Annotated in this window: 15 protein-coding genes; 11 read left to right on the forward strand and 4 right to left on the reverse strand. The window is 61.7% G+C overall.

All coding sequences use genetic code 11. From position 1 onward, the window contains the following. The 5 genes from P8Y64_09100 to P8Y64_09120 all read left to right on the forward strand — a co-directional run. Positions 1–685, forward strand: a 685-nt coding sequence (locus P8Y64_09100) for an FtsX-like permease family protein (protein ID MEJ2060627.1), incomplete at its 5' end; no start/stop codon positions are given. Positions 686–692: 7 nt separating this feature from the next. Beyond that, positions 693–1,892, forward strand: a complete 1,200-nt coding sequence (locus tag P8Y64_09105) for an ABC transporter permease (GenBank protein MEJ2060628.1) — start codon at positions 693–695, stop codon at positions 1,890–1,892. 270 nt (positions 1,893–2,162) lie between these two features. Further along, positions 2,163–2,822 carry a DUF899 domain-containing protein gene (locus P8Y64_09110; GenBank protein ID MEJ2060629.1) on the forward strand — a complete coding sequence of 220 codons (660 nt, stop codon included), beginning with the start codon at positions 2,163–2,165 and terminating at the stop codon, positions 2,820–2,822. A gap of 109 nt (positions 2,823–2,931) precedes the next feature. Then, on the forward strand, positions 2,932–3,324 hold the full coding sequence (locus P8Y64_09115; GenBank protein MEJ2060630.1) for a hypothetical protein: 393 nt from the start codon (positions 2,932–2,934) through the stop codon (positions 3,322–3,324). Positions 3,325–3,384: 60 nt separating this feature from the next. Then, positions 3,385–3,996: a BRCT domain-containing protein gene (locus tag P8Y64_09120; GenBank protein ID MEJ2060631.1), complete on the forward strand. Its 612-nt coding sequence runs from the start codon at positions 3,385–3,387 to the stop codon at positions 3,994–3,996. Between the two features lie 106 nt (positions 3,997–4,102). Here the strand turns inward: P8Y64_09120 and P8Y64_09125 are convergent, their stop codons facing one another. Then, complete coding sequence (locus P8Y64_09125) at positions 4,103–4,933, reverse strand: undecaprenyl-diphosphate phosphatase (GenBank protein ID MEJ2060632.1); 831 nt, start codon at positions 4,931–4,933, stop codon at positions 4,103–4,105. A 109-nt stretch (positions 4,934–5,042) separates the two neighbouring features. Between P8Y64_09125 and P8Y64_09130 the strand changes: the two genes are divergently transcribed. Beyond that, the gene (locus P8Y64_09130) at positions 5,043–5,810 is read left to right on the forward strand and encodes a hypothetical protein (GenBank protein MEJ2060633.1); all 768 of its coding nucleotides are present in this window, start codon (positions 5,043–5,045) and stop codon (positions 5,808–5,810) included. Positions 5,811–5,885: 75 nt separating this feature from the next. Here the strand turns inward: P8Y64_09130 and P8Y64_09135 are convergent, their stop codons facing one another. The 3 genes from P8Y64_09135 to P8Y64_09145 all read right to left on the reverse strand — a co-directional run bounded on the left by P8Y64_09135 (position 5,886) and on the right by P8Y64_09145 (position 9,652). Further along, entirely contained in the window at positions 5,886–7,223 is a 1,338-nt protein-coding gene (locus tag P8Y64_09135) for an ankyrin repeat domain-containing protein (GenBank protein ID MEJ2060634.1), read from the reverse strand. 151 nt (positions 7,224–7,374) lie between these two features. Beyond that, the gene (locus P8Y64_09140) at positions 7,375–8,754 is read right to left on the reverse strand and encodes an L-serine ammonia-lyase (GenBank protein ID MEJ2060635.1); all 1,380 of its coding nucleotides are present in this window, start codon (positions 8,752–8,754) and stop codon (positions 7,375–7,377) included. Between the two features lie 49 nt (positions 8,755–8,803). After that, positions 8,804–9,652, reverse strand: a complete 849-nt coding sequence (locus P8Y64_09145; GenBank protein MEJ2060636.1) for a MurR/RpiR family transcriptional regulator — start codon at positions 9,650–9,652, stop codon at positions 8,804–8,806. A 200-nt stretch (positions 9,653–9,852) separates the two neighbouring features. Between P8Y64_09145 and P8Y64_09150 the strand changes: the two genes are divergently transcribed. The 5 genes from P8Y64_09150 to P8Y64_09170 all read left to right on the forward strand — a co-directional run. Continuing rightward, the gene (locus P8Y64_09150; protein MEJ2060637.1) at positions 9,853–11,370 is read left to right on the forward strand and encodes an amino acid permease; all 1,518 of its coding nucleotides are present in this window, start codon (positions 9,853–9,855) and stop codon (positions 11,368–11,370) included. Positions 11,371–11,498: 128 nt separating this feature from the next. Then, on the forward strand, positions 11,499–12,896 hold the full coding sequence (locus P8Y64_09155; GenBank protein ID MEJ2060638.1) for a glutamine synthetase family protein: 1,398 nt from the start codon (positions 11,499–11,501) through the stop codon (positions 12,894–12,896). Positions 12,897–12,995: 99 nt separating this feature from the next. Beyond that, the gene (locus tag P8Y64_09160) at positions 12,996–14,393 is read left to right on the forward strand and encodes an aldehyde dehydrogenase family protein (GenBank protein MEJ2060639.1); all 1,398 of its coding nucleotides are present in this window, start codon (positions 12,996–12,998) and stop codon (positions 14,391–14,393) included. An 8-nt stretch (positions 14,394–14,401) separates the two neighbouring features. Beyond that, a complete protein-coding gene (locus P8Y64_09165; GenBank protein ID MEJ2060640.1) occupies positions 14,402–15,571 on the forward strand; it encodes an iron-containing alcohol dehydrogenase in 1,170 nt (389 codons plus the stop codon). Beyond that, the coding region (locus P8Y64_09170; protein ID MEJ2060641.1) for a gamma-glutamyl-gamma-aminobutyrate hydrolase family protein at positions 15,568–16,211 on the forward strand (644 nt) is incomplete at its 3' end. The genes P8Y64_09165 and P8Y64_09170, both read left to right, overlap by 4 nt.

Raw genomic sequence — 16,211 nt, forward strand, 5'->3', positions numbered from 1 at the left:
CGAGCTGGTGCGCATCGGCGACCGGCGTTTCAGGGTCATCGGCATCCTCGCCCCCAAGGGGCAGTCCCTGGGCATGGACATGGGCGACGTCGCCATCATTCCGGTCGCGGCGGCGCAGGCCCTGTTCGACACCAACTCCATGTTCCGCGTGCTGATCGAGGTGCGGGGACGCGAGTCCATCCCCGCCGCCAAAAAGGCCATCGAATCCATCATCATGGCCCGCCACGAAGGCGAGAACGACGTCACCCTCGTCAGCCTGGACGCCATCCTCTCCACCTTCGACCGCATCTTCACCGCCCTCACCCTGACCGTGGCCGGCATCGCCGCCATCAGCCTGGCGGTGGCCGGCATCCTGATCATGAACGTGATGCTGGTGGCCGTGTCGCAGCGCACCACCGAGATCGGCCTGCTCAAGGCACTGGGTGCCCCGCCGCGCCAGATCGCCAGGCTGTTCCTGGTCGAGTCGGCCGTGCTCTCGCTGCTGGGCGCCGCCGTCGGCGTGGCGGTCGGTTATGCGGGGGTGTACGTACTGGGACAGTTCTTCCCGAGCTTCCCGCTCTCCGCCCCGCTGTGGGCCGTGTTCGCCGGCGTGGGGGTGGCCCTGTTCAGCGGGCTGGTGTTCGGCGTGCTGCCGGCGCGCCGCGCCGCGCGGCTCGATCCCGTCCAGGCCCTGACCAAGCGCTGAATACGAAATGCTGAGTAAGGATTATGTCCGCTTAACCTTTGGCGCCGTCATCGGCCAGCGCATGCGCAGCTTTCTCACCGCGCTCGGCATCTCGGTGGGCATCGCGGCGGTGGTACTGCTGACCTCCATCGGCGAAGGCGTGCACCAGTTCATGCTGCACGAGTTCACCCAGTTCGGCACCAACCTCATCGCCATCAACCCGGGGCGCACCACCACCCACGGCATGCCGGGCGGGGTGATCGCCAACGTGCGCCCGATGACCCTGGGCGACGCCGAGGCCATCGCGCGCCTGCCGCTGGTCGATGCCATGGTGCCGGTCGTGCAGGGCAACGCGCTCACCGAGGCGAACAACCGCACCCGCCGCACCACCGTGTACGGCACCGGACCGGACCAGCCCGAGGTATGGCAGGTGCCGCTGGCCATCGGCCGCTTCCTGCCGCGCGACGACGCCCGCACCGCGCGCGCCTTCGCCGTGCTGGGCTCCAAGCTGCGTGACGAACTGTTTGGCGAGGCCAACCCGCTCGGCCAGCGCATCCGCATCGGCGGCGAGACCTTCCGCGTCATCGGGGTGCTGGCGCCCAAGGGGCAAGTCTTGGGCGTGGACCTGGACGATGCGGTCTATATTCCGGCAGGGCGCGCGCTGGCCATGTTCAACCGTGAAAGCCTGATGGAGATCGACGTCACCTACCCGCCGGGCATCCCGTCCAAGATCGTGGCGAACAAGATCAAGGCCGTGCTGGAGCAGCGCCACGGCAGCGAGGACTTCACCATCACCACTCAGGAAGACATGCTCGCCACCCTGAACAACATCCTCAACATCCTCACCCTCGCGGTGGGAGCGCTGGGCGGCATCTCCCTGCTGGTGGGCGCGGTGGGCATCTTCACCATCATGACCATCGCGGTGAACGAACGCACTGGGGAGATCGGCCTGCTGCGCGCGCTGGGCGCCAAGCGCGCCCAGGTGCTCGGCTTGTTCCTGGGCGAGGCCGTGTTCCTCGCCAGCCTCGGCGGCCTCGCCGGACTCATCATCGGCATCGGCGGCGCCTGGCTACTACACTTACTCATACCCGCCCTGCCCACCCACACCGCCTGGGGTTATGTGCTACTGGCGGAAATCATCGCCGCCCTCATCGGCCTGATCGCCGGCGTGCTCCCGGCACGCAGGGCCTCGCATCTGGACCCGGTGGAAGCATTGAGGACGGAGTAGGATTGGAAAGGACGAACAGACAGGAGGTCCGCTTGAAAACTCCGCCGCTTTTCCCCGCCAGGTTATTGTTGCATACCCACAAGCGACCTCATTCAAATCAATGGGTTGTGCTTTATGTCGAATTTTATCCGACGATATTGGCACGTTACAACGCGTCGATATCGTCATGGAATTATAGTTGGGCGTCAGGCGCTGTCGAAATCGGGCTTGCTCATTCGACTATGAAGTGTATCTCGAACGAAAGGGTCCTAAATCATGACAACAAGTGAGATAAAACTTCCGAAAGTCGTGTCGCATGAAGAGTGGCAACGAGCACGCCAAGAACTCCTCAACAAGGAAAAGGCGTTGACGCAGGCGTTGGACGCGTTGGCCGCCGAGCGTCGCAGACTACCGATGGTGTTCGTCGAAAACGACTACACGTTCACGGGACCCGAGGGTCAGGTATCACTGATCGACCTATTCCGTGGGTATCGGCAACTAATTGTTTATTGTGCAATGCTGGAGCCAGGTGCAACGCCTTGCAAGGGCTGCTCAATGGTCATGGACAACGTCGGCCATAATCTGTCGCACGTCAATGCCAGAAATACCAGTTTCGTATTCACGTCACCGGCACCGCAGAACGAGATCGTCGCCTTGCAAAAGCGGATGGGTTGGAACGCTCCCTGGTACACCGATCACGATCGCCGTTTTGCTGACGCCTTCGATGCTGGGAAAGGGTTTGCGGTCAACGTGTTCATTCGTGACGATGAGAACCGCGTATATCGTACATACATTACCAAAGCCCGTGGTGGCGAGCTGTTCGATACCAATTTCCGATTGCTTGATCTTACGCCGTACGGTCGCCAGGAAACTTGGGAAGACTCTCCGGAAGGTTGGCCGCAAACCCCTCCGTATGAGTGGTGGCGTTTACACGATGAATACGAGACTTAGCCAAGCTTTGAACGTTGATGTGCGGAGAAGTCGCCCAACAATGCGCTGCAGCCGACCGCCGCTTCGCGGCGTCGGCTGAGCTTTTGCGTTAGCCACTAAATTCATGACGATGAGCGAGAATAACAAAGAGTATGACTACGAAGGTTACGCCAAGTCACTGGAAAAGGTACTAGATGGCGTTACCAAAGATTACTGGACAAGCTACATTGATATAAATAGACATCAAGTAGCAGTAGGGAGAACGTATCTTTGGGTTTCAGCTGCTCTTGTTGGTATTTATGCCGCTGGATTTAAATACTTTAATATTGAAATTATCAGTAGTTTTATTCTGACAGTCTTGGGAATGCTTTCTTTAATATTAGCTTTTCTTGCATTTGGCATATGTTTATACGCAATACCTGCTAGGAAGGGCTATAAAACTATTCCAATCAAAGGTTGGGGCGAATTTAGTCGTATTTGGGGTCAGAGTAAAAACTTGCTGCATTCTCTCTTTTCATTCTGAGTTGTTACTCAGACTCTAAATATCTCGTTTTTCCCTCATTAGTCAGTGGAGAACTAAACAATGGATATGTTTACGAGGTTCAACAGAAAAAATATTCAGGACCGCCAAATCGATACTCTTATTGGACTAAGTAAAGGGATCATGGCAGACGGGAGAGTGGATCAAGCAGAAGCTGAATTTTTGCTAAGCTGGCTAATACAGAACAGACAGGCAAGCGACAATCCCATAATTGCCAATCTGCTTCAGAAAGTCTCGTCCATGCTTGAGGACGGAATCCTAGATCAAGAAGAATCCGCAGAGTTACTTAGTACCCTTCATAAAATTGCTGGTGAATCAACAGAGATTGGAGAGCTTTCCAAAACATCAACCCTACCCATCAACGATCCACTACCTGAAATCACCTTCGAGAGTAAATCATTTCTTTTCACGGGTACGTGCGCTTTTGGTACCAGAAAACAATGCAACGAAGCCACAGAATCCCTAGGGGGTGTTATCGCGAAAGGTGTTAACAAAAATCTCGATTACCTCGTTCTTGGAACATACGTAACCGATAGCTGGGCACATGAAAGCTTTGGTAGGAAAATTGAAAAAGCATTGGAATACAGGGAAATTGGATTGCCAATCGCGATTGTCACGGAAGATCATTGGGTTCGCTGTGGCAATCTAGGCTGAATCACAATAAATGATTAGAGACAGTGCACAATATTCAACCGTATATGGAAGCTTTTGATTAACTGGCTTTTACCCAACCCTCTGCACTTCGAACTCAGCACTTCCCCTATCCCACCACCAACGCCAACACCCCCAACACAGCGCAGTAAATCGCAAACGGGCGCAGGGCCTTCACCTCGTGCCCGCCAAACCAGCGCATCAAAAAGGCCGTACTGAGCCAAGCGCATATACCGGCGATGGCACCGGCCGTGAACATCCAGCCCAACGGCAGGGCAGCGCCCGCCTTGATGAGCTTGGGCACTTCGAGCACGCCGGCAGCGGCGATGATGGGCGTTGCGAGCAGGAACGAGAACCGCGCTGAGGCGGCATAATCCAGCCCGGCGGCGAGCCCCGCGACCAGGGTCGCACCGGAGCGTGAAAAACCGGGGATCAGCGCCAGGGACTGCGCGACGCCCACGCCGAAGGCACGCGCGTAGCTGAGTTCGTGCAGATCCGCCGTGGCCACGCGGTGTTTGAAGCGGTCGCCCAGCCACAGCAGACCACCGTTCAGGATCAAGGCCACGGCGACGATGGTATAGCCGCCGAACAGGTCACGGATGCGATGCTCCAGCGCCAGCCCGATCAGCCCCGCCGGCACCGTGCCGATCATCAACAGCCACAGCAGGCGCGCATCCGGGTCGCTGGTGCGGCCGCGTGCGCGCACGAACCCGCTCAGCAGCCGCCACCAGTCCCGCCAGAAATACAGCCCCAGGGCCGTGGCCGTACCCAGGTGCAGCACCACGATAAAGGGCAGGAACCAGACGGCATCACGGTTCAGCGGCCAGTGCAGCAGGGCCGGCACCAGCACGCTGTGGCCGAGGCTGCTGATGGGGAACAGCTCGCTCACCCCCTGCATCGCGGCAAGCATCAGGAGGTGGGGGATCAACTCTGGGGTCATGCCTCGGGCTCCGGTCGGGGTCGCATCTGTGACCGCGCAGCATAGCAGCGGTTCCGGTCGCGGGGTTTGTTAAACTCGCGCACGATTTCAAAAACACAGGAGCAGCGGGATGAAACCGGCAGTGGCCATCATCGGTATCGGCGAGATCGGTGGCGTGTTCGCGCGCGGCCTGTTGAAGGCGGGATATCCCGTGTTCCCCGTGAATCGCGGCGACGACATACACCAGGCGGCAAATGTGTTCCCCGAGCCCGCGCTGGTGCTGGTCACCGTGGGTGAGGCGGACCTGCACCCTACCCTCGATGCCATCCCCGCTGCTTGGCGCGACAGGCTGGCGCTGATCCAGAACGAACTGCTGCCGGCCGACTGGCAGGCGCATGACCTCGCCAACCCCACCGTGGCCTCGATCTGGTTCGAAAAGAAAAAGGGCCAGGACGTGAAGGTGCTGGTGCCGACGCCAGTTTACGGCCCGGGTGCATCCATCCTGGCCGAGGCGCTGGACGCGCTGGGCATCGCCTGGGCGCGTGTCAGCGACGCCGATCGCCTGTTGTTCGAGCTCGTGCGCAAGAACCTGTACATCCTCACCACCAACATCTGCGGCCTGCGCACCGGCGGCACGGTGCAGGAGCTGTGGTCGGATCATGAAGATCTCGCGCGTGCGGTGTTCGCCGAAATCCTACAGCTGGAATCCGTCAGGACCGGCAGCCAATTCGACGCCGATGCGTTGTTGCATGCGGTGCTGGAGGCATTCGAAGGCGACCCGGCGCACAAGTGCATGGGACGTAGCGCACCGGCCCGCCTGGCCCGTGCCCTGGAGGGCGCCGCCAAATACGGCGTGGCCGTGCCCACCCTGGAGGCCATTGCCAGGGAGCAGCGCTGAGGACATGACCGGCATACGGCGAATACGATTCGCCGGAAAATCATAAAGTTTAGCGGGCTCTACACACCGCTCCGCCTACTGCGGCTTGTCACTCAGAATGCCCACAATCTTCTCTTGCGAGCTAATTGACGCAGCATTCACTTTCTTTGGGTTCGCTTTCATCCACAGCAGGTAAATTTTCGCCAAATCCAACGCCGTTACCCCGGCACTGTTTTGTATCGCGCGATTGGCGCCATGCGCGAGAAAAAATTTTACCAACCGGTCGTTTTCAGAAGTGGCCACGGTAAATAACGCGGTTTCGCCGAATTTATTTCTCAAATTGATATCCGCGCCGTTCCGCAACAATATTTCAGCGCATCGAACAGCATCCTTATTGTTTGCAATTCGAGTCAGCATACTCACGCCCATGGCGTTACTAGCATTGGCGCTTACACCGTATTTCAACAACTTCCTTGTTGCCTGCGCATCTTTAGCCAATGGCACCGCACAGCCTTGTCCTTGTTTACCCAGCCGTATGCCGATGGCGTGCAATCGCTCCAGGGTATTCCAGCCCCTGTCTCCAGCGATAAAATCACGTGCCTGCGTACAGAATGCCGCATCAAAATCCGCCCCTTTTTCCTGGAGGGCCTTAACAGCCTCCACATTTCCATTCTCAATAGCCACTATTACCGGTAATTTATTGTTTAACAACGGCTTGTTAACCGACGACGGGTCCCTGAACAGCTTCGCCACCTGCTTTCGCGTTCCATGAACCAACACTGCCTGCCTTGCTGCATCCTGGACAAAAGCCGGGTCGTGCCGCCATACGACACCGGTGCTTACGCTAACTGTATCCGTATAGGGTATCTGCTCCCATTTATCACATGAGGTGTGAGTCACCCATTCACGGTGCTCCCCAATTTTCTTTTTAATACAAGAGCCAGGAACCGCTATCCCGTTATCGTACTTGCAATTCGATTTGAGATACGTTGGAACACTCTCAAGCATCTTGTATGTATGCTTTTCCAAACACCTGCCATTTCTGGTTCCCGAGATCGTTTCTTTCTTATCGCGCACGCCAAACCGAACCACATCTCCACCTTTCGATGCCGCTTCACTCAAAAGGCGGCTTGCCGAATCATCTTTATGGGTTATGTCCTCGCAATCGCGGCCAGAAGACACACCAGAGCAGGCCTTGATCGTATACCGCACGGCAAGCCTGCCTACCTCCACATAATTTCCTTTAGTCAGGCTCTCCGGATTTTCCTGAGTTGCTACAGCAGTCTCCCGGGGAGGAAATGTCACATCGCCTTGCGCCGATTGGAACGCGACGGATTCATGTGGATTTTTAGCTGTCGTGGCACATCCATGCAGTAGCAACAGACATACGGAAAGAATCGTAGTAAATACAAACAGTCCAGGACGACTATTCATAAATCTGGCTCCTTGGTATTACGACCATGCTGACGATTAAAGCCGGATATCGCTTGTATCTTTAACTTCTTATTGCGCTCTGGCAAGGCTGTCTCAGGCCATCGTGGCTTGCCTCACGCACCTGCGGGCGAGGAAGAATCTGTTCTTGCACTCAGCACTCGATGACGTTCACCGCCAGCCCGCCGCGCGAGGTTTCCTTGTACTTGTCCTTCATATCATGCCCGGTCTGGAGCATGGTGCTGATGACGCGGTCCAGCGACACGCGGTGACTGCCGTCGCCGCGCAGGGCGATGCGCGCGGCGTTGATGGCCTTGACCGCCGCCATGGCGTTGCGCTCGATGCAGGGGATCTGCACCAAGCCACCGACCGGATCGCAGGTGAGACCGAGGTTGTGCTCCATGCCGATCTCGGCCGCGTTCTCGACCTGGGCCGGCGTGCCACCCAGCACGGCCGCCAGCGCCCCTGCCGCCATGGAGCAGGCCACGCCCACCTCGCCCTGACACCCCACGTCCGCCCCCGAGATGGAGGCATTTTCCTTGTACAGAATCCCGATGGCGCCGGCGGTAAGCAGAAAATCGACCACGCCGGCCTCATCGGCCGTGGGCACAAAGCGCGTGTAGTAGTGCAGCACGGCGGGGATGACCCCGGCCGCGCCGTTGGTCGGGGCCGTCACCACGCGTCCGCCGGCGGCGTTCTCCTCGTTTACCGCCAGGGCGTACAGGTCCACCCAGTCGAGTATCGCCAGCGGATCGCTGGCGCTGGGATCGGTGCGTGAACTCAGGCGTTGAAACAGCTGCGGCGCCCGGCGCGGCACGTGCAGTCCGCCCGGCAGTTCGCCTTCGGTGGCGATGCCGCGCGCCGCGCAGGCCTGCATGACCGACCAGAGATGCAGCAGGCCGGCATCGACCTCGGCCACGCTGCGCCAGCTCAGCTCGTTGGCGCGCATGATGGCGGCGAAGCTGCAGGCCCGCGACTCGCACAGTTCCAGCAGCTCCGTGGCGCTGCAAAATGGATTGGCCACTTGCGTGCTGTCCGGCACGATGCGCTCCCCCGCCGCCTGCTCGGCGTTGAGCACGAAGCCGCCGCCGATGGAGTAGTAGTCGCGCGTATCGAGCAAGGTCCCCTGCGCGTCGAAGGCCTCGAAACGCATGCCGTTCGGGTGCAGGGGCATGCGCTCCCGCTTGTGGAAATGCAGGTCGTTGCGCCGGTCCAGCGCCAGCGGATGCCGGCCCAGCAGCTGTAGCCGCCCGCTGGTCTCGATCTCAGCCAGCAGCTCCGGAATCCGGTCCGGATCGACCGTCTCCGGCTCCTCTCCCATCAGCCCCAGCAGGATGGCCCGGTCGCTGCCGTGGCCGCGCCCGGTATGCCCCAGGGAACCGTGCAGGTGCACGACGATGCGCGACGTGCGTTCGAGCAGGCCGCGCTTTTCCAGGCCGTGCGCGAAACGGCCGGCGGCCTTCATCGGCCCCACCGTGTGCGAGCTGGACGGGCCGATGCCGATCTTGAACAGGTCGAAGACGCTCAGTGCCATAGTGCAGCTTCTGTGTTTGGGTAACGGGGCTTTGGTCTCTGTATCGGGTTTATTCGGTAGAACTCCCGAACGGCCCCATGCGTTCCATTTGGCGAATACGCTTCACGCTGGCGGGGGCCGAGTTCTCGGTGATCCTGCCGAGCAATGCCTCGACGAGCACGAACAGCGCCGCGCTCGAGTCCCACAGCGAGGGCACCGACGTACGCGCCGCGACCACATGCTTGGCCACCCTCGATATGGGGGAAAGCCATTGATCGGTGAACAGGACCACGGTCACCTGGCGCTTTGCCGCAGCCTCGGCGAACCGCAACAGGCTTTGCTGATAACGCCGGATGTCGAACAGGACGAGGATGTTCGAGCGCGTCATGTCCAGCAGGCGATCGCGCCAGCCGCTTTCCTGGCCGTCCAGATGCACGACGTGCGGGCGGATGATACGCAGATGGGCGGTAGCATAGCGGGCAATGGGGTCGGTGAACCGGCCGCCAACGAGATAGACCGGGCGCCTTCTGTCGCCCAGGAGCGCCGCTATCGCGTCGATCTGCGCATCGCTGACGTGGGCGAAAGTCTCCGCGATGTTCTCCTCGACCGCCTGCACGAAGGCCAACGTCGTATGGTCGACCCGCGGGGTAAGCCGGTCGGAGCGCGCCAGCGGGGACTGCAGCTGGGCGCTCAGCTCCTCCTTCAGGGCCGCCTGGAAGTCCCCGTAGCTCTGGAACCCGATGCGCGCCACGAAGCGCAGCACGGTCGGCGCGCTCACGCCGGCATCTTTCGAGAACTCGGCGACCGTCCTAAGCCCTGCAAGCGGGTAGTTTGCCATCAGCGTCTGCGCGACTTTGCGCTCGCTTGCGGGCATTTCGCTGAGCCTCGCGGTCACTCGCTGTGCAATATTTTCATCCATCCGTATTCCTCACCGAAGCGCCTCCGTGGGTTCATCCGGGTTTCAGGGGCCTCGTCAACGATTTGACATCTGGCCTGAGCTGTTATAACAAATGTTACGTTATTGTGTGGGAGGCTATTAAATGTAACGTACCGTACAATACGGATCTCAGAGAAAGATGCCAATTGACGGTAAACCTACCCCAAAGAGGGAGTGTAAACATGTCAAGCGAAAACAAACGGCACGAGGGCGGGGTTTCGTATCACGTCCCCGGACAGGAATACTTCGACAAGCGTGTGCTGAAAAGGCATGCGGGCGTCTTTTCACTATGGGCGCTCGGCGTCGGAGCGGTCATATCCGGCGACTTTTCCGGCTGGAACCTGGGCTTCGCGGTCGCGGGCTGGGGTGGCATGTTCATCGCCACCATCATCATCGCCATCATGTATCTCGGCCTGACCTATTCGATCGCCGAGATGAGCCCGGCACTGCCACATACCGGCGGTGCTTATTCTTTCGCCCGAACGGCATTCGGGCCCTGGGGCGGATTCATCACCGGCATAGCGGAGAACATCGAATATGTCCTCACACCGGCGGTGGTGGTCTACTTTATCGGCACTTACATGACTCAGATCGCCGGCACGCCGGATGCCTGGCAGCCACTCTGGTGGCTCGCGGGCTATATCGTGTTCGTCGGTCTCAATGCCCGCGGCGTGGCGCTGTCGTTCAAGGTGACCGTAACCGTCACGCTGATTGCGATCGCAATCCTCGCGTTCTTCCTGCTGAGCGCCGTTTTCTCCGGCCACTTCGATTTTTCGCGCTGGGCCATGAATGTCGGGGTCGGAGCCAACGGCCAGGCCGTCGAACTTGCGCAGGGCGGCGGTTCGATGTTGCCGATGGGACTCAAGGGCGTATTCGCGGCCATGCCTTTCGCCGTCTGGCTGTTCCTGGCTATCGAGCAATTGCCGTTGGCGGCCGAGGAATCGGTCGATCCCAAACGCGATATGCCCAGGGGCATCATGCTGGGCATGTTTACGCTGATCGGACTCGGCTTCCTGGTGCTCATCATCAATCCGGCGATCCCTGGCGGGGCGTTCGCTTACGGCACATCCGGTCAGCCGATACTTGACGGCTTCGCCGCGATCTACGGGTCGGGATGGGCGAAACTGCTGGCGCTGTTCGCAGTGGCGGGACTGGTAGCGAGTTTCCACTCGATCATTTTCGCCTTCGGCCGTCAGATTTACTCGCTCAGCCGAGCCGGCTATTTCCCGCATTTCCTGTCCGTGACCCATGGTGATCACAAGACGCCAAACGTGGCGCTCTATGCCGGTGCGGCGGTCGGGTTCGTGGTCATGCTCGTGATCTGGTTTTCCGAGGGCGGCGAGACCGCGGGGACCTATATCGGCGGTACGCTTCTGAACATGGCTGTCTTCGGGGCGATGTTCTCCTATCTCCTGCAGGCACTGACCTTCCTGAAGTTGCGCTCGACCTTCCCCAGTCTCGAACGGCCCTACAGGAGCCCGTTCGGTGTTCTGGGCGCAAGCCTGACGGTGATCATCGCCATTGCAACGATCATCTTCCAGCTCACCGATCCGCTTTATCAGCAGGGCATTATCGGCGTGGCGATCTGGTATGCGTTGGCGATCATCTACTTCGCCGCCTATGGGCGCAAAACGCTGGTCTTCTCCCCGGAAGAGGAGTTTGCCGTCAAGCACCGTGAAGGGGCTGCTGCGCAAAAGTAACCGGATGACATAAGACCGCTATAGGAGCAGCACATCGCCCACGATATGGGTGCTGCTGAAATCCTGGCCATGCACGGCGCCCCGGCCCCGCGCCGGGGCGCCGTCACTACAGATTTCGGAGATCCGTCATGTCTTCATCGAAAGAGGATTCCCCACGCTCGGGCGGCAGGCCGCTGCCCGGCGCACTGACCCTGAAAGAGCTGCAGGCTCTGATCAAGGACGGCGCGGTGGACACCGTGCTGCTGGTCATGACCGACATGCAGGGACGCATGCAGGGCAAGCGCCTGACGGCGCATCACTTCCTGACCGAGGTCGTCCCCCACAAGGCCGAGGGCTGCAACTACCTGCTGGCCGTGGACGTGGAAATGACCACCGTGGACGGCTATCGCATGTCGTCCTGGGCGCGCGGTTACGGCGATTTCGTCTTCAACCCCGATATGTCCACCCTGCGCCTGATTCCCTGGCACCCCGCCACCGCCCTGGTGGTGTGTGACCTGGAATGGGAGGACGGCACGCCGGTGGTGGCCTCGCCGCGCCAGATCCTGCGCGCCCAGCTCGAACGCCTGGCCGAACGCGGCCTGGTCGCCATGGCCGGCACCGAACTGGAGTTCATGGTGTTCCAGGACACCTACGAGGAGGCCTGGGAAAAGGGCTACAGCGAACTGACACCCGCCAACCGCTACAACGTGGATTACTCCATGCTCGGCACCGCGCGCATCGAACCGCTGCTGCGGCGCATCCGCAACAGCATGGACGGCGCCGGCATTCCCGTGGAAAACGCCAAGGGCGAGTGCAACTTAGGCCAGCACGAGATCAACTTCCATTTCGACGAGGCGCTGCGCACCGCCGACGGCCATACCATCTACAAGAACGGCGCCAAGGAAATCGCCGCGCAGGAAGGCTATTCGATCACCTTCATGCCCAAGTTCAACGAGCGCGAAGGCAATTCCTGCCACATCCACCTGAGCCTGCGCAGCAAGGACGGCAAGCCGGTGTTCAGCGACAAGAAGACAAACCTGTCGAAGCTGTTCAAGCATTTCCTCGCCGGCCAGCTGGCCTGCCTGCGCGAGTTCACCGTGTTCTACGCGCCGAACATCAACTCCTACAAGCGCTATGCGCAGGGGTCGTTCGCGCCCACGGTGGTCGCCTGGGGCATGGACAACCGCACCTGCGGGCTGCGCGTGATCGGCCACGGCGAATCCCTGCGCGTGGAGAACCGCGTACCGGGCGGCGACGTGAATCCCTACCTCGCCCTGGCCGCCATGATCGCGGCCGGCCTGCACGGCATCGACAACAAGCTGCCGCTGGAGGATGCCTACGCCGGCAACGCCTATGAGGCCGACAAGCCGCATGTGCCCAATACGCTGCACGAGGCGCGCGAGCTGCTGCTGTCCAGCCGCATCGCGCGCGATGCCTTCGGTGAGGAAGTGGTCGAGCACTACGCCAACATGGCGCGCATCGAGATCGAGGCCTTCGACGCCGCCGTTACCGACTGGGAGCGGTTCAGAAACTTCGAGCGCATGTAATCGACCAATCCAAAGATCCATGTTTGACGGAGTCGTACCGGACTTCGCGCCGGACGGCTCCGCCCAGCGACATACACGCAACCGAAAACGAGATCAGCAATGAGCGACCAACTGCGCACGATTTCCCCCATCGACGGCGCCGTCGTCGTCGAACGGCCCTACACCACATCGGCCGAACTCGACAACATCCTGGACCGCGCCCACCAGGCCCAGGCCGAATGGCGCAATGTGCCAATAGCCAAGCGCGCCGAAATACTCGGGCGCGCGGTGGACGCCTTCGTCGCGAATAGCGACCGCATCGCACGCGAAATCACATTACAGATGGGGCGCCCCATCGCCCACAGCCCGGGCGAGGTGCGCGGCTTCGAGGAACGCGCGCGCTTTATGATCGACATCGCCGATAACGCACTCGCGGACGTGCCGGCGCCCAATCCCATGCAGGGATTCACCCGCTTCATCCGCCGTGACCCGCTCGGCGTGGTGCTGGTGATCGCACCCTGGAACTATCCGTATCTCACCGCGGTGAATTCCATCGTGCCCGCGCTGATGGCGGGCAATGCGGTGGTGCTCAAACCGTCCTCGCAGACCCCGCTCACCGCCGAACGCCTGGCGGACGCCTTCCGCGAAGGCGGACTGCCGGAAGGGCTGTTCCAGTACGTATATCTCGACCATGCCGCCACCGACGGCGCGGTGCGTGACCGGCGCGTCAACTTCGTCGCCTTCACCGGCTCCGTTGCCGGCGGCCACACCGTGCAACAGGTCGCCGCCGAAAACTTCACCGGCGTGGGGCTGGAGCTTGGCGGCAAGGACCCCGCCTACGTGCGCGCGGACGCCGATCTGGATTACAGCCTCGACAACCTGGTGGACGGGGTGTACTTCAACGCCGGCCAGTCCTGCTGCGGCATCGAACGCATTTACGTGCAGCGCGGGATTTACGACCGGTTCGTCGACGGCTTCGTCGCACGTACCCGCCAATACGTGCTCGGCAACCCGCTCGACCCCGCCACCACGCTGGGACCGATGGTGCGCACCCGTGCCGCGGACTGGGTGCGCAAACAGATCACCGACGCGCTGGCCATGGGGGCGCGCGCCCTGATCGACGAAGACGGGTTCCCCGCCTCCAAGGCGGGCACGCCGTATCTCGCCCCGCAGGTGTTGGTGGACGTGGACCACGCCATGAGCGTGATGCGCGAGGAGAGCTTCGGCCCGGTGGTCGGCATCATGCCGGTGGAGTCGGACGAGCAGGCCGTGGAGCTGATGAACGACAGCCCCTACGGACTGACCGCCTCGATCTGGACCGCGGACGCCGACGCCGCGCTGGCGCTGGGCGTGCGCGTCGCCACCGGCACCTGCTTCATGAACCGCTGCGACTATCTCGACCCGGCGCTGGCCTGGACCGGCGTGGGCGACAGCGGACGCGGCTGCACGCTCTCGCCGCTGGGCTACGAACAGCTCACCCGGCCCAAATCCTTCCATCTGAAAACCGTCACCGCCTGAGGTACGCCATGAATCTGCCCGTCGGCAACTGGAACTATCCCACCCGCGTGCGCTTCGGCGCCGGCCGCATCAGCGAGCTGGCCGCCGTGTGCCGCGAACTCGACATCTCGCACCCGATGCTCCTCACCGACCCCGGCCTGGTCGAACTGCCCATGTTCACCACCGCACGCCAATGGCTGGCGGAGAGCGGCCTGCCGGTGAGCGTGTTCAGCGATCTCAAACCCAACCCGGTGGGCGCCAACCTCGAAGCGGCGGTGGCTGCCTACCGCGCCGGCGGTTGCGACGGCGTCATCGCCTTCGGCGGCGGCAGCGCACTGGACGTCGGCAAGACCGTGGGGCTGATGGCCGGCCAGACCCGACCGCTGTGGGACTTCGAGGATGTGGGCGACAACTACCTGCGCGCCGATCCCGCCGGCATCGCGCCGATCATTGCCGTGCCCACCACAGCCGGCACCGGCTCCGAGCTCGGCCGCGCCACGGTGCTCATCAACGAGCAGGAAGAACGCAAGGTCATCCTCTTTCATCCGCGCATGATGCCCGCCCAGGTGATCATGGACCCGGAACTCACCGTCGGCCTGCCGCCCAACATCACGGCCTGGACCGGCATGGATGCGCTGGCGCATTGCCTGGAGGCCTACTGCGCTCCCGGCTACCACCCGCTTGCCGACGGCGTCGCCCTGGAGGGCATGCGTCTGGTGCATGAAAACCTGCCCATCGCCTACGCCAGAGGCAGCGACCTGGAAGCGCGCGGCAACATGCTGGCCGCGGCCGGCATGGGCGCCACCGCTTTCCAGAAAGGGCTGGGGGCGATCCATTCCCTGAGCCATCCGGTGGGCGCGCATTACGACACCCATCACGGCCTGACCAACGCGGTGTTCATGCCCTATGTGCTGGCCTTCAACCGCCCGGCGGTGGAGCGCCGCATCGCCGCCGCCGCGCGCTATCTGGCGCTGCCCGAGCCCGACTTCGACGGCTTTCTCGCCTGGATACTGTCGCTGCGTGAAAACCTCGGCATTCCCCACACCCTGGAAGGCATCGGCGTGGACGACCGCGACATCGATCGGATTGCGGAGGAGGCGGAACATGATCCCTCGACGCCCGGCAACCCGGTGCCAGTGACGGCGAAGGAACTCAAGCAGATCTTCCTGGACGCACTCGAGGGACGCCTGCCCGAATGAACAGACCGATTGTCGGCATCACCACCTACGGGCGCGGCGAAAGCAACCGCTACAGCCTGCCGGCGGAATACACCGACTCGGTGCGCCGCGCCGGGGGCGTACCCATCCTGCTTCCGCCCGGCGGCTGCCCGCCGGCCGACTGGCTGAACCTGGTCGACGCGCTGGTCCTCTCCGGCGGCGGCGACATCGACCCGGCGCGTTACGGCGGTGGGTCGCACGAAACGCTCTACAACATCGACCACGAGCGCGACAGCTGCGAGTTCGAGGTCATCGGCCGCGCCCTGGACATGGAACTGCCGCTGCTCGCCATCTGCCGCGGCATGCAGGTCCTCAACGTGCACCTGGGCGGCACCCTGCACGAGCACCTGCCGGACGTGTACGGCGAGACCGTGCTGCACCGCGCGCCGCCGCGCGAACCGATCCCGCACGCCCTGCGCATCCTGCCGGACACCTACTTGGCCAGCCTGATCGGCGAGGGGGAAATCCAGGCCGCCTCCTGGCACCACCAGGGCATCAAGACCCTGGGGCACGACCTGCAGCCCGCCGCCTACGCGCCCGACGGCCTGGTGGAGGCCTGCGAACTGCCCGGCCATCCCTGGCTGATCGCGGTGCAGTGGCATCCGGAGCTCACCGCCGCCAC

The sequence above is a fragment of the Gammaproteobacteria bacterium genome (assembly GCA_037388465.1).
GTDB lineage: Bacteria > Pseudomonadota > Gammaproteobacteria > SpSt-1174 > SpSt-1174 > JARRKE01.

What these genes read in the sequence shown, in the direction of transcription:
- P8Y64_09105 (MEJ2060628.1), top strand. Translation starts at nt 693, where the DNA reads ATGCTGAGTAAGGATTATGTCCGCTTAACCTTTGGCGCCGTCATCGGC.
- P8Y64_09115 (MEJ2060630.1), top strand. Translation starts at nt 2,932, where the DNA reads ATGAGCGAGAATAACAAAGAGTATGACTACGAAGGTTACGCCAAGTCA.
- P8Y64_09120 (MEJ2060631.1), top strand. Translation starts at nt 3,385, where the DNA reads ATGGATATGTTTACGAGGTTCAACAGAAAAAATATTCAGGACCGCCAA.
- P8Y64_09125 (MEJ2060632.1), bottom strand. Translation starts at nt 4,933, where the DNA reads ATGACCCCAGAGTTGATCCCCCACCTCCTGATGCTTGCCGCGATGCAG.
- P8Y64_09130 (MEJ2060633.1), top strand. Translation starts at nt 5,043, where the DNA reads ATGAAACCGGCAGTGGCCATCATCGGTATCGGCGAGATCGGTGGCGTG.
- P8Y64_09135 (MEJ2060634.1), bottom strand. Translation starts at nt 7,223, where the DNA reads ATGAATAGTCGTCCTGGACTGTTTGTATTTACTACGATTCTTTCCGTA.
- P8Y64_09140 (MEJ2060635.1), bottom strand. Translation starts at nt 8,754, where the DNA reads ATGGCACTGAGCGTCTTCGACCTGTTCAAGATCGGCATCGGCCCGTCC.
- P8Y64_09145 (MEJ2060636.1), bottom strand. Translation starts at nt 9,652, where the DNA reads ATGGATGAAAATATTGCACAGCGAGTGACCGCGAGGCTCAGCGAAATG.
- P8Y64_09150 (MEJ2060637.1), top strand. Translation starts at nt 9,853, where the DNA reads ATGTCAAGCGAAAACAAACGGCACGAGGGCGGGGTTTCGTATCACGTC.
- P8Y64_09155 (MEJ2060638.1), top strand. Translation starts at nt 11,499, where the DNA reads ATGTCTTCATCGAAAGAGGATTCCCCACGCTCGGGCGGCAGGCCGCTG.
- P8Y64_09160 (MEJ2060639.1), top strand. Translation starts at nt 12,996, where the DNA reads ATGAGCGACCAACTGCGCACGATTTCCCCCATCGACGGCGCCGTCGTC.
- P8Y64_09165 (MEJ2060640.1), top strand. Translation starts at nt 14,402, where the DNA reads ATGAATCTGCCCGTCGGCAACTGGAACTATCCCACCCGCGTGCGCTTC.